This window comes from Geodermatophilus sabuli (assembly GCF_900215145.1).
GTDB lineage: Bacteria > Actinomycetota > Actinomycetes > Mycobacteriales > Geodermatophilaceae > Geodermatophilus > Geodermatophilus sabuli.
This window is the reverse complement of sequence record NZ_OBDO01000005.1, coordinates 341,102-354,550: the sequence shown is the minus strand read 5'-3', so window position 1 is coordinate 354,550 and position 13,449 is coordinate 341,102. Positions and strand designations below refer to the sequence as shown.

16 protein-coding genes are annotated in these 13,449 nt (G+C 73.9%); 7 read left to right on the top strand and 9 right to left on the bottom strand.

Going from position 1 to position 13,449, the window contains the following annotated elements; all coding sequences use genetic code 11:
- The first annotated feature begins 166 nt into the window (after positions 1 to 166).
- Positions 167 to 2,578, top strand: coding sequence for an ATP-binding cassette domain-containing protein (locus CRP39_RS14050; protein ID WP_097206968.1), 2,412 nt, complete (start codon positions 167 to 169; stop codon positions 2,576 to 2,578).
- A 22-nt stretch (positions 2,579 to 2,600) separates the two neighbouring features.
- On the opposite strand, the gene CRP39_RS14045 is transcribed toward CRP39_RS14050, so the two are convergent.
- The 5 genes from CRP39_RS14045 to CRP39_RS14025 all read right to left on the bottom strand — a co-directional run bounded on the left by CRP39_RS14045 (position 2,601) and on the right by CRP39_RS14025 (position 6,561).
- Positions 2,601 to 3,146: a DinB family protein gene (locus tag CRP39_RS14045; RefSeq protein ID WP_216359736.1), complete on the bottom strand. Its 546-nt coding sequence runs from the start codon at positions 3,144 to 3,146 to the stop codon at positions 2,601 to 2,603.
- Between the two features lie 152 nt (positions 3,147 to 3,298).
- Entirely contained in the window at positions 3,299 to 4,072 is a 774-nt protein-coding gene (locus CRP39_RS14040; RefSeq protein WP_097206967.1) for a sulfite exporter TauE/SafE family protein, read from the bottom strand.
- Positions 4,069 to 4,671 carry a rhodanese-like domain-containing protein gene (locus CRP39_RS14035; protein WP_143426641.1) on the bottom strand — a complete coding sequence of 201 codons (603 nt, stop codon included), beginning with the start codon at positions 4,669 to 4,671 and terminating at the stop codon, positions 4,069 to 4,071. Before CRP39_RS14035 ends, CRP39_RS14040 begins: the two co-directional genes overlap by 4 nt.
- 107 nt (positions 4,672 to 4,778) lie before the next feature.
- On the bottom strand, positions 4,779 to 6,158 hold the full coding sequence (locus CRP39_RS14030; RefSeq protein ID WP_097206966.1) for an MBL fold metallo-hydrolase: 1,380 nt from the start codon (positions 6,156 to 6,158) through the stop codon (positions 4,779 to 4,781).
- A gap of 136 nt (positions 6,159 to 6,294) precedes the next feature.
- Positions 6,295 to 6,561 carry a metal-sensitive transcriptional regulator gene (locus CRP39_RS14025; RefSeq protein ID WP_097206965.1) on the bottom strand — a complete coding sequence of 89 codons (267 nt, stop codon included), beginning with the start codon at positions 6,559 to 6,561 and terminating at the stop codon, positions 6,295 to 6,297.
- Positions 6,562 to 6,766: 205 nt separating this feature from the next.
- Here CRP39_RS14025 and CRP39_RS14020 point away from each other — a divergent pair, with 205 nt between their 5' ends.
- Complete coding sequence (locus tag CRP39_RS14020) at positions 6,767 to 7,324, top strand: dihydrofolate reductase family protein (protein WP_097206964.1); 558 nt, start codon at positions 6,767 to 6,769, stop codon at positions 7,322 to 7,324.
- A gap of 225 nt (positions 7,325 to 7,549) precedes the next feature.
- Here CRP39_RS14020 and CRP39_RS26405 read toward each other — a convergent pair whose 3' ends face one another.
- The gene (locus CRP39_RS26405) at positions 7,550 to 7,642 is read right to left on the bottom strand and encodes an LPXTG cell wall anchor domain-containing protein (RefSeq protein ID WP_143426640.1); all 93 of its coding nucleotides are present in this window, start codon (positions 7,640 to 7,642) and stop codon (positions 7,550 to 7,552) included.
- Between the two features lie 296 nt (positions 7,643 to 7,938).
- Positions 7,939 to 8,580, bottom strand: a complete 642-nt coding sequence (locus CRP39_RS14015; RefSeq protein ID WP_097206963.1) for a LuxR C-terminal-related transcriptional regulator — start codon at positions 8,578 to 8,580, stop codon at positions 7,939 to 7,941.
- 322 nt (positions 8,581 to 8,902) lie between these two features.
- Between CRP39_RS14015 and CRP39_RS14010 the strand changes: the two genes are divergently transcribed.
- The 3 genes from CRP39_RS14010 to mscL all read left to right on the top strand — a co-directional run bounded on the left by CRP39_RS14010 (position 8,903) and on the right by mscL (position 10,417).
- Complete coding sequence (locus CRP39_RS14010; protein ID WP_097206962.1) at positions 8,903 to 9,241, top strand: FmdB family zinc ribbon protein; 339 nt, start codon at positions 8,903 to 8,905, stop codon at positions 9,239 to 9,241.
- An 89-nt stretch (positions 9,242 to 9,330) separates the two neighbouring features.
- The gene (gene cpaB, locus CRP39_RS14005) at positions 9,331 to 9,948 is read left to right on the top strand and encodes a Flp pilus assembly protein CpaB (RefSeq protein WP_097206961.1); all 618 of its coding nucleotides are present in this window, start codon (positions 9,331 to 9,333) and stop codon (positions 9,946 to 9,948) included.
- 52 nt (positions 9,949 to 10,000) lie between these two features.
- Entirely contained in the window at positions 10,001 to 10,417 is a 417-nt protein-coding gene (gene mscL, locus CRP39_RS14000; RefSeq protein ID WP_097206960.1) for a large conductance mechanosensitive channel protein MscL, read from the top strand.
- Positions 10,418 to 10,442: 25 nt separating this feature from the next.
- On the opposite strand, the gene CRP39_RS13995 is transcribed toward mscL, so the two are convergent.
- Positions 10,443 to 11,144 (bottom strand): YbaK/EbsC family protein, encoded by a 702-nt coding sequence (locus CRP39_RS13995; RefSeq protein WP_172442433.1) that lies wholly within the window; start codon positions 11,142 to 11,144, stop codon positions 10,443 to 10,445.
- A gap of 89 nt (positions 11,145 to 11,233) precedes the next feature.
- Between CRP39_RS13995 and CRP39_RS13990 the strand changes: the two genes are divergently transcribed.
- Complete coding sequence (locus CRP39_RS13990; protein ID WP_097207048.1) at positions 11,234 to 11,593, top strand: VOC family protein; 360 nt, start codon at positions 11,234 to 11,236, stop codon at positions 11,591 to 11,593.
- Entirely contained in the window at positions 11,590 to 12,027 is a 438-nt protein-coding gene (locus tag CRP39_RS13985; protein ID WP_245853855.1) for a PaaI family thioesterase, read from the top strand. The genes CRP39_RS13990 and CRP39_RS13985 overlap by 4 nt, the downstream gene beginning before the upstream one ends.
- On the opposite strand, the gene proS is transcribed toward CRP39_RS13985, so the two are convergent.
- The gene (proS, locus tag CRP39_RS13980) at positions 12,021 to 13,433 is read right to left on the bottom strand and encodes a proline--tRNA ligase (RefSeq protein ID WP_097206959.1); all 1,413 of its coding nucleotides are present in this window, start codon (positions 13,431 to 13,433) and stop codon (positions 12,021 to 12,023) included. The genes CRP39_RS13985 and proS overlap by 7 nt on opposite strands.
- Positions 13,434 to 13,449: the final 16 nt, after the last annotated feature.

Sequence of the window (13,449 nt, the reverse complement as noted above, 5' to 3'; positions counted from 1 at the left end):
GGCCGGCCGACGCCCCGGGCGGGCGTCGCAGCACGCCGCCGGCGGCCCGGATCGGGTAGACAGCGACCCCACGACAGAACCGCACGCCCGGCTCGCAGCCGGTGGATCGAGCCAGGCGACGCCGACGGAGGCCGCACGAGCGGCCTCGCCGACGGATGGAGACACGATGAGCACGGTCACGGACACGGACACGGAGACCGCGGGCACGGACCCGCGGTCGCCCTTCCCGCACCCGGCCGACAACCACGACCTGATCCGCGTGCTGGGCGCGCGGGTGAACAACCTCAAGGACGTCAGCGTCGAGATCCCGAAGCGCCGGCTGACGGTGTTCACCGGCGTCTCCGGCTCCGGCAAGAGCTCGCTGGTGTTCGGCACCATCGCCGCGGAGTCGCAGCGGCTGATCAACGAGACCTACAGCGCCTTCGTGCAGGGCTTCATGCCGACGCTGGCCCGGCCCGAGGTCGACCTGCTGGAGGGCCTGACGACGGCGATCATCGTCGACCAGGAGCGCATGGGCGCCAACCCGCGCTCCACCGTCGGCACCGCGACCGACGCCAACGCGATGCTGCGCATCCTGTTCAGCCGGCTCGGTCAGCCGCACATCGGCTCACCCAACGCGTACTCGTTCAACATGCCCTCGGTGCGGGCGAGCGGGGCCATCACCGTCGAGCGCGGCAGCAAGACGAAGACCGAGAAGGCGACCTTCACCCGGCTCGGCGGCATGTGCCCGCGCTGCGAGGGCATGGGGGCGGTCAGCGACTTCGACCGGTCGGCGCTCTACGACGACGGCAAGTCGCTCAACGAGGGCGCGATCACCATCCCGGGCTACAGCATGGAGGGCTGGTACGGCCGCATCTTCCGCCAGAGCGGGTTCTTCGACCCGGACAAGCCGATCCGCGAGTACGGGGAGAAGGAGCTCCACGACCTCCTGTACAAGGAGCCGACCAAGATCAAGGTCGAGGGCATCAACCTCACGTACACGGGGCTGATCCCGTCGATCCAGAAGTCGTTCCTGTCCAAGGACGTCGAGGCGATGCAGCCGCACATCCGCGCCTTCGTGGAGCGGGCGGTGACCTTCCAGACCTGCCCCGACTGCGGCGGCACCCGGCTGACCCGGGAGGCCCTGTCGTCGAAGATCAGGGGCAGGAACATCGCCGATCTGTGCGCCATGCAGATCAGCGACCTGGCCGGCTGGGTCCGGGAACTCGACGAGCCGTCGGTGGCGCCGCTGCTCGCCGGGCTGCAACACCTCCTCGACTCGTTCGAGGGGATCGGGCTGGGCTACCTGTCGCTCGACCGGCCGTCGGGGACGCTGTCCGGCGGCGAGGCACAGCGCACCAAGATGATCCGCCACCTGGGCTCCTCGCTCACCGACGTCACTTACGTCTTCGACGAGCCGACGATCGGCCTGCACCCCCACGACATCGAGCGGATGAACGCCCTCCTCCGGCAGTTGCGGGACAAGGGCAACACCGTGCTCGTCGTGGAGCACAAGCCGGAGACGATCGCGATCGCCGACCACGTCGTCGACCTCGGTCCGCTCGCCGGGACGGGCGGGGGCGAGGTGGTGTTCGAGGGCACCGTCGAGGGGCTGCGGGCCAGCGACACGCTCACCGGCCGGCACCTGGACGACCGCGCGGCACTCAAGGAGACGGTGCGGACGCCGTCCGGGGCGCTGGAGGTGCGCGGCGCCGGCACCCACAATCTGCGCGACGTCGACGTCGACATCCCGCTCGGCGTCCTCTGCGTGGTCACCGGTGTCGCCGGCTCCGGCAAGAGCTCGCTGATCCACGGCTCGGTCGCCGGCCGGGACGGCGTGGTGGTGATCGACCAGGGCGCGATCCGCGGGTCGCGGCGCAGCAACCCGGCGACGTACACCGGCCTGCTCGAGCCGATCCGGAAGGCGTTCGCGAAGGCCAACGGCGTGAAGCCGGCGCTGTTCAGCTCCAACTCCGAGGGTGCCTGTCCCACCTGCAACGGCGCCGGTGTCATCTTCACCGACCTGGGTGTCATGGCGACCGTCGAGTCACCCTGCGAGGAGTGCGAGGGCAAGCGGTTCCAGGCGTCGGTGCTGGAGTACCTGCTCGGCGGCAAGGACATCAGCGAGGTGCTCACGATGTCGGTGATGGAGGCCGAGGCGTTCTTCGGCGCCGGCGAGGCGCGCCTGCCCGCGGCGCACAAGATCCTGTCCCGGTTGGCCGACGTCGGACTGGGCTACCTCACCCTCGGCCAGCCGCTCACCACGCTGTCCGGCGGCGAGCGGCAGCGCCTGAAGCTGGCCACCCAGATGGCCGAGAGCGGTGACGTGTACGTCCTCGACGAGCCGACCACCGGCCTGCACCTGGCCGACGTCGAGCAGCTGCTCGGTCTGCTCGACCGGCTCGTGGACGCCGGGAAGTCGGTGGTCGTCATCGAGCACCACCAGGCCGTCATGGCGCACGCCGACTGGCTCATCGACCTCGGCCCCGGCGCCGGTCACGACGGCGGCCGGGTCGTCTTCGAGGGCAGGCCGGCGGACCTCGTCGCCACCCGTTCCACCCTCACCGGGCAGCACCTCGCGGCCTACGTGGGCGCCTGACCCGGGCCGGCGGCCCGTGTGCTCACCGGTCGCTCCGGTCGGGGAGGGTGAGCTGGGCGCGGTGGTGCTCGAAGTGTCGGGTCGGGTACCGGTAGACCTCGGCCAGCGTCAGGTAGCCGAAGTACGGATCCCAGCCGCTCGGGAACGGCATGCCCCGGTGCAGCGCCGCCTCCGGTTCCCGCGCCAGGGAGTGCTGCAGCGCGGCGATGGTCCGGTCGGCCAGCGGCCCCATCCGGTCGCGGTTGAACACCCGGGCCGCGCCGACCGATCCCCAGTAGTTGACGATGTGGAACGGCCCGGTGGCGGCGCCCAGCAGCGCGGCCCAGCCGCGCCCGACCGGCGACGGCAGCCGGCCCATCAGGCGGACCAGCGGCAGCAGCGTCCGCACGACCAGATAGCCGAAGACCATGTGGAACAGCAGCTGCTCGTTGGTCCACCGGGTGCCATTGCTGGCCCGGTGCAGATCGGCGGTGTCGGCACCGGTGAGCAGCGCGTGCAGCCGGGCGCGGGCGTCGTCCATCTCACCGGCGATCGCCGGCCGGTCCACCGGGGTCGGCGGGTCGCTCACAGCGTTCACCGTGGAGCTCTCCGGGCGCGGCCGCAAGACCCCACGCACCGGGTGCGGGTCGGCGCGCTCGGCGGTCGGGTGCCGGTCGAGGTCGCTGCGCCGGCCCGGCTGCTGCCCGGACCGGCAGCATCGCAACGCACCAGCCCGGGCAGCTATTCGAGCAGGCCGGCGGTGATCTGCACGAGGATGCCGGCGGCGACGACGAACACCAGGTAGGCGAACCAGCGGCGCAGCCGTGCGGTGTCCAGCCGGGTGGCGAGCCGGCCGGCCGCCAGCGCGGCGGCGACGGCGGCTGCGGTGAACGCGATGGTGACCGGCACGTCCAGGGGGACCCTGCCGGCGTGCGCCGCGAAACCGGCAGCCGAGTTGACCGCGACGACCAGCAGCGAGGTGCCGATCGCGGTCTCCATCGTCAGGCCCAGCACGAGAACCAGCACCGGGATGATGAGGAAGCCACCGCCGACGCCGAGCAGGCCGGTGAGGAACCCGACCACCAGCCCGCCGGCCAGCGTGCGGGGCAGGCAGCGGCGCCAGTTGACGCGGCCGCCGTCGGCGGCGCACGCGGCGCCGGTGGCGGGCTTCTCCGACAGCATCCGGACCCCGGCGCCGATCATCAGGGCGGCGAACAGCCCGAGGACGACGTCGGCGGGCAACAGCCGGTTGACCGCGGCGCCGGCGAACGCGGTCGCGACCCCGGCCGCGCCGAACAGCACCGCGATCCGCCAGGCGATCTGCCCCTGGCCCAACCGCGGTAGCAGCGCCACCACCGCGGTGATGCCGACGACCAGCAACGACGTCGCGACCGCCTGCGGCAGGTCCTGCCCGGCGGCGTAGACCAGCGCCGGGACAGCGAGGATCGACCCGCCGCCACCGAGCAGGCCGACCAGCGCGCCGATGACCAGGCCGAGGGCGATCGCGACGGTCACGACGGGGTGCTCCCGGCCGCCCGCCGCGACCGCAGCGCCTGCACCGCGTCGCGCAGGGTCACGGCGCGGCCGCCGCGGTTGTACGGCAGCCGAGACAGTGCCGCGCCCATCGCGCAGGTGTCGGTGACCGCTGCGGTGGCCAGCCCGGCGCCGATGCCGCCGGCGAGGAAGCGGGCGCGCGGGAAGCGGAGGCTGGCCAGGATGCTGGTCGCGACCAGGCCGCCGGCGACCAGGCGGACCTGGCGTTCCAGCGCCCAGCGGGCCCGGCCGCGGCGGATCGGCTGTCCGGTGGCGGTGTACGCGGTGACGCCGCCGTCGAGGACGGACAGCTGCTCGGCGCCGGCAGCGGCCAGCGGAGTGTGGGCGGTGCGGGCGCGGGTGCCGGCCTGGCAGACCAGCACGACCGGGCCGTCGAGCTCGGCGGCCAGCGCGGTGGCGTGCTCGGTCATCAGCGGCAGCGGGATGTTGATCGAGCCGGGGATGTGCGCGGTCTCGTACTCGGCCGGGGTGCGCACGTCGACCAGGGTCGGCGTGGGGTCGCCGGTGAGCCGGTCGGTGAGCTCGGTGGGGGCGATCAGGGCGGTGGTACGGGGGTTCACCGGGGAGTCGTCCTCTGCATCGGTCGTGGGGTGCTTCGGGCAGGAGGGAGCCGGCGGCCACCGGGACGGGGGCTCCCAGTGGCCGCCGGGGTCTGGGTCGGGACCGGTCAGACGGTGGCGGGCTGGGTGTGCAGGCCTGCGGCGGACGCGCCGGTGTCGGGGTCGCCGTAGCCGCCGTCGACCAGCACCGGTCGGCGGCCGGCGCGGGCGAGCATGGAAGCGGCGATGGAGGCGCGGTAGCCCGAGCCGCAGTACACCCAGACGTTCCCGTCAGGGACCTCGTCGAGGCGGCCGGGCAGGTCGTGGATCGGGATGTGCAGCGAGCCGCGGACCCCGCCAGCGGCGCGCTCGTCGTCGCGGCGGGCATCGAGCACCACGAGCTCTGGGTCGGCGGCCATCGCCGCGGCGAGGCCGGCGAAGTCGCTGACCTTGTAGGAGGCCTGTTCGCGGTCGGCGGCGAGCGCCTCGGGGCTGCCGATCGCGGCGCCGGCGAGCCGGTCGATGCCGATGCGGACCAGCTCGCGGCGGGCGTCGGCGACCTGCTGCTCGGTCTCCCCGATCAGGGTCAGCGGTGCACCCCAGGGGACCAGCCAGCCGACGTAGGTGACGAAGTTGGCGATGGCCAGCTCGAAGTTCAGCGCGCCGGGCAGGTGGCGGTGCGCGAACGCGGTGCGGCTGCGCAGGTCGATCACCCACTCACCGGCGGCCAGCCGGGCGGCCAGCTCCTCGGGGTCGACCGGCCGCGGCATCGACAGGTCCACCGGCGCCGGGCCGGCGGCGTTGCCCGGACCCATGTGGGTGTACCAGGCGGGGATCGCGGTGAGGCCGGCGATCAGCTGGTCGACGAACGTCTGCTCGTCCTGGGTCAGCGCCGGGTTCACCACGACCTGTTCGCCGACGGTGGAGGAGTCGCCGCTGGTGGGGGTGGCCGAGCAGAAGCTGCCGAATCCGTGGGTGGGGAACACCGGGGTGCCGGCGGGCAGCTCGTCGGCCAGCCGGCGCACCGAGTGGTACTGGGCGTGGGTGAGCTCGTCGGTGTGCTCGGGGCCGACCAGGTCGGTGCGGCCGGTCGCGCCGTAGAGCATGGAGCCGCCGGTGAACACCGCCTGCACCGCGCCGTCGGCGTCGGTGAGCACGTAGCTGACGTGGTGGTGGGTGTGCCCGGGGGTGTGCATGACCCGCAGCCGCACCGGGCCGGCAGCGAGCACGTCGCCGTCGCCAGTCGGCACCCGCTCGTAGGCGACGGTGTCGCCGGCGGGGACGGCGTAGTCGGCGCCGACCGTGCGGGCCAGCTCCAACCCGCCGGTCAGGTAGTCGTTGTGGAGGTGACTCTCGGCCACGAGCGCGATGCGGACGTTCCGCTTCTCGGCGAGTGCGAGCACCCGGTCGATGTCGCGCTGGGGGTCGATGACCACGCCGACACCGCCCGCGCTGACCAGGTAGCTGCGATCCCCGAGGCCGGTGGTCTCGATGACGTCGATCTGCACGGAAGTCTCCTTGGTACGGTACGGGGCAGGGGTATCTGCACGTGAAATGGCAGACGGTCAGGTGGTCGGGCGACCTTCGGCGGGGGTCGGCTGGCGGATCTGCGGGATCAGGGCATGCTCCAGGCGTCGACGCCCGTCAGGCCAGGGAGAGGAAGAGGCGCTCGAGCTCGCGCAGGTCGACCTCGCGGGCCTCGCCGTCCTCGTTGATCGAGCAGTAGCGCATCCCGGTGGAGACGACGGCGAACCCCGCCTTGCTCAGCGCCTTCGACGCGGCGGCCAGCTGGGTGACCACGGCCGAGCAGTCCCGGCCGTCCTCGATCATCTTCACGATGCCGCCGATCTGGCCCTCGATGCGCTTGAGGCGCTTGACGACATCGGCGAGCTCGCCCTGGGGGATGTCCACGACTCGAGTATGAATACCCCCCGGGGTATGTGCAACCCCGACGGTCGGTGACCGCTCGCACACCTGCCGAACCCACTGCACAGCCGGTTCTCGAGGACGCGAGTACGTCGTGAGGACGGGCCGTGAGGCCCTGTCCGTGGAGAGGTCCACCGGGGCCGTTCCACGTCTGCGATGAGTGCGCGGGCACCCGGCGGTCTCTCCTGGCATGACACTGATCGCCGGGCTCACCCTGTCGCTGGACGGGTACTTCGAGGACGCGAACGGCAGCGCCGCTGCGCTCTACACGGACCTGGACGACCTCCGGGACTCCGCCTACATGAAGGCGATGCAGGCCGAGACCGGCGCGGTCCTGATGGGCCGCCGGACGTTCGACATGGGCGGGGATCCCGACTTCTACGCTGACGGCTACGAGTTCCAGGTGCCGCTGTTCGTGCTGACCCACCGGGCCCCGGACCGCGTGCCGAAGCGCAACGACCGGCTGTACTTCACGTTCGTGACCGACGGCCTCGAGTCGGCGGTCGCCCAGGCCACCGCGGCCGCCGGTGACCGGGCGGTGACCGTCGTCGGCGGCGCGGAGCTCAACCGGCAGCTCCTCGCGGCCGGGCTCGTGGACGAACTGCGCGTCGACGTCATGCCAGTGCTGCTGGGCGGCGGCCGGCGCCTCTTCGACGACGTCGCCGGGATGCGGCTGGAGAAGCTCGGCGTCGAGGAGGCAGGGGGCCGCACCAGCCTGAGCTTCCGGGTGGTCGGCCCGCTCAGCTGAGCGGACGCCCGTCGGGGCCGCGCACGACCTCACCCTCGACGACCAGCGGCGACCGGACCATCGCGCCGCCCACCACCCGCGGTCGGCCACTCCGCAGAGCCGCTCACGCAAGCGCTAACCGGGCCCTCGCCACCGCCAGGCGGCTCTCGCGGCGTGTGCGTGATCGCGACGGCGAGCGTGGGATCGCGGCGGCCACGCGCGGTGAGGAGCGGCGGCAGGTCCGGGTCAGCGCCGGTGGTTGCGGCGTCGGATGGTGATGATCCCGGCGACGACCAACAGCAACGGGAGGATCACGCCCCACATGAGCCAGCCGGACATCGGTCATCCCTCTCGGTCGTGACCAGGACGCCGCTCCTGATGCGCCTGCTCGTGGCCGTCAGCGTGCTCCGGAACTCCGTGAGCGGCGTCACCCCTCGAGGATGAGGAGCGCCCACCGCGAGCAGAGCCACGCCGTCCTGGCCGCACAGCCTTCGAAGCTGCGGACCTCCGCCTGCGCATCGCCGTGGCCGAGCAGCTGGGGACCGGGATGGTCGTGCGGCCATCCGCGAGCTCGCGGCCGGCGGCCGGGACGACGGGTGCGCCGAGCGCGGACGTGGGGACTCCTGAAGCCGGTGTCACGGGCCCGCGGCCCCACCACCGTTGCGCAGCTGGGTGGTGAGAACCGCCGCCTGGGTGCGGTTGGCCAGGTGCAGCTTCGCCAGCAGGGCGCTGACGTAGTTCTTCACCGACTTGACCTCCAAGCGGAGGCGCTCGGCGATCTCGCGGTTGCTGAGGCCCTCGCCGAGCAGCTGCAGCACCTGGCGCTCCCGGCCGGTGAGCAGCGTCAGCCGGTCCTCGCGGTGACCGTTGGAGACCGGCCCGGACAGAGTGATCGTCGCCGCATCGAACAGGGTCTGGCCGGCGGCCACGCGGCGCACCGCGGCCACGAGCTGCTCGCCGCGCACGTCCTTGACGAGGTATCCGGCCGCGCCGGCCCGTACGGCGGCGTGCACCTCGCCGGGGCTGCCGTCCTGCCCCAGCACCAGGCAGCGCAGCCCGGGCAGCGCCGCGCGCAGGTGCGCGCACAGCTGCGCGTCGGCGACGACGGCCACCTCCGGCCGCAGCGCCAGGGCGCGTCGCCGCGCCTGGTCCTCCGATTCGGCCTCACCGACCGTGCGGATCTGCGGATCCGCCGCCAGCATCGTGGCCACTCCGCGGCGGGTGATCTCGTGGGCGTCGACCAGGAAGACGCGGATCTCCAGCATGTCCGGTTGCATGCTCGGTCTTCCTCCCATGGCGCCGGGGAGGATGCGGCCGCTGTCACCACGGATCAGCACGTCCCGCTACCCGCAGCGGACGAACCGCCCGTCGAGCTCGGGCCGTGATCTCGCGCTCGCGGCCGCCAGCTGACGCACGCCGCCGCAAGCTCCCGCTCGCCACCGCCATCCGCCGCACGCCCAGATCGCGGTGGCGCACACCATGCCTGCAGACGTGACGCTCGCCGACAGCACGTGGACGGGGGGCCCGCGAGCGCGCACAATTAGCAGTCGCCGGGGAAGAGTGCCAGCCCGGCCCCGTCCTCCGAGGAGCGCCCCCGCCGTGCCCACCTACCAGTACGCCTGCACCAACGCCGACGCCCGGCACCAGTTCGAGGTCGTGCAGTCCTTCACCGACCCCGCCGTCAGCGAGTGCCCCGAGTGCGCCAGCCCGGTGCGCAAGGTCTACGGCTCGGTCGGCGTCGTCTTCAAGGGCTCGGGCTTCTACCGCACCGACAGCCGGTCCAGCTCCTCGTCCAGCGAGTCGGGGGGCAGCTCGGCGAAGAAGGAGACGCCGGCCGCGTCCACCGGCTCGTCGTCGGGGAGCTCCTCGTCCGGCAGCTCGTCGTCGAGCGGTTCGTCGTCCGCCGGCACCTCCGGCAGCAAGGCCGCCGCCGGCTGATCCCGGCCGCCCCGTCCACAGGCCGGCTCACCCTCCACAACCGGGCGGTGCGCCGCCCACCGGGCGACCGCGGGCGCCAGCGTGGGCGCATGGTGCGCCTCCGCCGTCCCCGCTCGCTCCTGCACACCGCCCGGCAGGTGCTGGCCGCCCTGCTCGCCGGCACCGCCCTGGTGCTGGCGCTGCGGCCCGCTCCGGCCCCCGCGTCGTCGTCCGTGCCGGCCACCGTCCCGGTCGTCGTGGCCGCCGACGACCTCTCCCCCGGCGCCGTGCTCACCACCGGCGACCTGACCGTGGCCGCCTACCCGCCCGCCCTGCAGCCGGGTGGCGCGGCGGCCGACCCCGCGGCGCTGGTCGGTGCCACCCTCGCCGCCGGCGTGCGGGCCGGCGAGCCGGTGACCGACGCCCGCGTCGTCGGCGCGGGGCTGACGGCGTTGCTGACCGAGGGTCAGGTGGCCGCACCGGTGCGGCCGGCCGACCTCGCGGTCAGCGCCCTGGTCCGTCCGGGTGACCGGATCGACGTCCTGGCGACGACGTCAGGAGCCGAGCGGGCCGAGGTCGTGGCCGCCGGGGCGCTCGTGCTCGCCGCGCCGGGAGCCGACGACACCGGTGACGGCCTGCTGCTGCTCGCCGTGGACGACGCCACCGCCGCCCTCCTGGCCGCCGCGGCGACCAGCGCGACCCTCACGCTCAGCCTGCCGCCGCCGTGACACGCCGCCGGAGCTTGACCCCCACCCCCTTGCCTGTGGCTGACTGCACCCCATGCTCAAGGGCTTCAAGGACTTCCTGCTGCGCGGCAACGTCGTCGACCTGGCCGTGGCGGTGGTCATCGGCACCGCGTTCACCGCGCTGGTGAACTCGTTCGCAGAGTCGTTCCTGACGCCGCTGATCGGCTTGATCGGAGGCGGGGGTGAGCTCGGCGGGACCTTCACCGTCAACGGCCAGACCTTCTCCTGGGGCGCGTTCCTCAGCCAGGCGATCACGTTCGTGCTGACCGCGGCGGTCGTCTACTTCTTCGTGGTGCTGCCCATGAAGGCGATCGTCGAGCGGCGCAAGCGCGGCGAGGAGGCGGGCCCGGCCGAGCCGACCCAGGTGGAGCTGCTGGCGGAGATCCGTGACCTGCTGCGCTCGCAGCAGGGCGCCGGCGGCCCCCTGCAGGGTCCCGCCGCGAACCTGTGAGTGGCGGGGGGCAGGGGGTCCTCTTTCAGTCGCTGCCCCAGTGCGGAGGACGGTCCTCCAGGTAGCGACGGTCGTCGGCGGCGCGGTCGTCGAGGCGCTCCCCCCAGCCGACGTCCCGGTCGTCCGGCGCCCGCTCGGCCGGGGGTTCGGCGGCCGGCGGAGGCGGCTCGACGGGCGGGCGGCCCAGCCCCTCCAGGACCACCGCGGTCGGCAGCGCCGCCAGGGCGGCTCCCGGCAGCGCCAGCTTGCTGCCGCGCGTGCCCGACCCGACGACCACCATCGGCGCGGCGGCGACTCCGGGGTCGACCAGCACCGGCCAGGACGGCGGCAGCCCGATCGGCGTGATCCCGCCGTAGGCCATGCCGCTCTCGGCGACGGCGACGTCCTGGGGGGCGAAGGACGCCTTGCGCGCCCCGAGGTGCCGCCGGACCGAGCCGTTGACGTCGGCGCGGGTGGTCGCCGGCACCAGGCAGGCGGCCAGCAGCGTCTGACCGGCCCGGCGCGCGGCGACCACCACACAGTTGGCCGACGCCTCCAGCGGCACCGCGTAGGCCTCGGTGAACGCCGCGGTGTCGGCCAGCGCGTCGTCGGTCTCGGCCACCCAGGCCGGCGCGGTGAGAGCGCCCAGTGCCGCGGCGACCGGAGCGGCCAGCAGGTCGGGCCGGTCGGCGGCGGGGGTCCAGGCCAGCGAACCGAGCTGCGGAGCGGGGGAGGGAGACGGTGCCACCCCCCGATCCTGCCCCGATGGCCGGATCCGATCGGCAACCGGCCGGTCCCGCGCTGGTCGACCCCCACCCGGCCGGTCAGGATGGGGCCATGATCGGCCAGTTGCACTCCGTCGTCATCGACGCCCCTGACGCACACGCGCTCGCCACGTTCTACGCGCAACTGCTCGGGCTGGAGGTCACCAAGGGCGAGCCGGGCGACGAGTGGGTCGTCGTCACCGGGCAGGGCCACCGCCTGGCGTTCCAGCAGGCGCCCGACCTGCAGCCGCCGGACTGGCCGGACCCGGGGCGGCCCCAGCAGTTCCACCTCGACGTCCGGGTCGCCGACGTCGACGCGGCCGAGCCGGCGGTGCTGGCCCTCGGTGCCCGGCGGCTGCCCGGGGGCGGCGGCGACTTCCGCGTCTACGCCGACCCGGTCGGCCACCCCTTCTGCCTGGTGTGGGACGCGTGAGCACCCCGCCGAGCGGCCTGCCGTCGGTCGACCTCACCGCGGCCAGCCGGTTCGTCGCCGCCTCCGGGTTCGAGGTCAGCGAGGTCAGCGGCACCCGGGTGGCCGGGCACGTCGACCTGGGGCCGGACCAGCACACGCCGTGGGGCGTGGTCCACGGCGGCGTGTACTGCACCGTCGTCGAGTCGGCCGCGAGCATCGGCGCCAGCGCGGCGGTGGTCGACCGCGGCCAGTTCGCGGTCGGCGTCAACAACAGCACCGACTTCCTCCGGCCCGTCACCACGGGGCGGGTGGACGTCCTGGCCGAGCCGATCCAGCAGGGCCGCACCCTGCAGCTGTGGCTGGTCACGCTGACCCGCAGCGAGGACGGCAAGCCCGTGGCCCGCGGCCAGGTCCGGCTGCAGAACGTGCCACTGCCTGGCGGCGCCCCTCAGTAGGCCCGACCGACCACGGCCAGGGCGCCCGGCTCGTCGTCGCTGCCGGGCAGGCCGCCGTCCGGCCGGACCAGGCAGCGGACGGTGACGCCCTCCTCGGCGAGCCGGGCCTCCCCCTCGGGGCCCAGCCTCGCCCACTCGACCCGGGCCCACCCGTCCCGCGCGGCGGCGAGGGCCTCGTCGGGCGTCGCCACGTCGGCCGTCCGCTCGGCGAGCCGGGCGCGGGCCTCCGTGAGCAACCGTGCCTGGTCCTCCTCGAGCGCGCGCCGGGTCTCCTCGGCCACGGCGGCCGGCGGGACCAGCGTCGCCGAACCGGGGACCCGGCGGACGACGGCGACCCGCCCCGCCGCCACGTCCCGCGGCCCGAGGTCGACGCGCACCGGGACGCCCTTGAGCTCCCAGTCGACGGCGCGGCGACCGAACGGGACGTCGGTCCGGTCGTCGAGCTCGACCCGCACCCCGTGCGCCCGCAGGTCGTCGGCCACCGTCCGGGCGGCCCGGTCGACACCCTCCCCGGCACGGGCGACCAGCACGACTGCCTGCACCGGTGCCAGCCGGGGCGGCAGCCGCAGCCCCGCGTCGTCGCCGTGACTCATGACCAGGCCACCGACCATGCGGGTGGAGGAACCCCAGGACGTCGTCCAGGCCAGCCGCCGCTCGCCGTCGGCACCGAGGAAGTCGATGCCGAAGGCCCGGGAGAAGTTCTGCCCCAGCTCATGGCTGGTGCCCATCTGCAGCGCCTTGCCGTCGCGCATCATCGCCTCGCAGGTCAGGGTGGCGACCGCGCCGGCGAAGCGCTCCCTGCGGGTCTTGCGCCCGGGCACGACCGGGATGGCCAGCACCTCGGTCATCACGTCGGCGTAGACCTCGCGCAGGATCCGCCGTGCGTAGGCGGTCGCCTCCTCCTCCGTGGCGTGCGCGGTGTGGCCCTCCTGCCAGAGGAACTCCGTCGTGCGGAGGAAGAGCCGGGGCCGCAGCTCCCACCGCACGACGTTGGCCCACTGGTTGAGCAGCAGCGGCAGGTCGCGGTGGCTCTGCACCCACTTGGCCATGTACTCGCCGATGACCGTCTCGCTGGTGGGCCGGACGACCGCGGGGACCTCCAGCTCCTTGCCCCCGGCGTGCGTGACCACCGCCAGCTCGGGGCTGAAGCCCGCCACGTGCTCGGCCTCGCGCCGCAGGTACGACTCCGGGATGAGCAACGGGAAGTAGGCGTTGCGGGCGCCGGCGGCCTTGATGCGGTCGTCGACCTCCGCCTGCAGCCGCTCCCAGATCGCGTACCCGTAGGGCCGGATGACCATCGTCCCGCGGACCGGGCCGTTGTCGGCCAGCTCGGCCTTGGCCACGACGTCCTGGTACCACCGCGGGAAGTCGACGGACTGGCTCGGGAGCACAGACGGGCGCGCCATCCCGGCACCCTGGCAC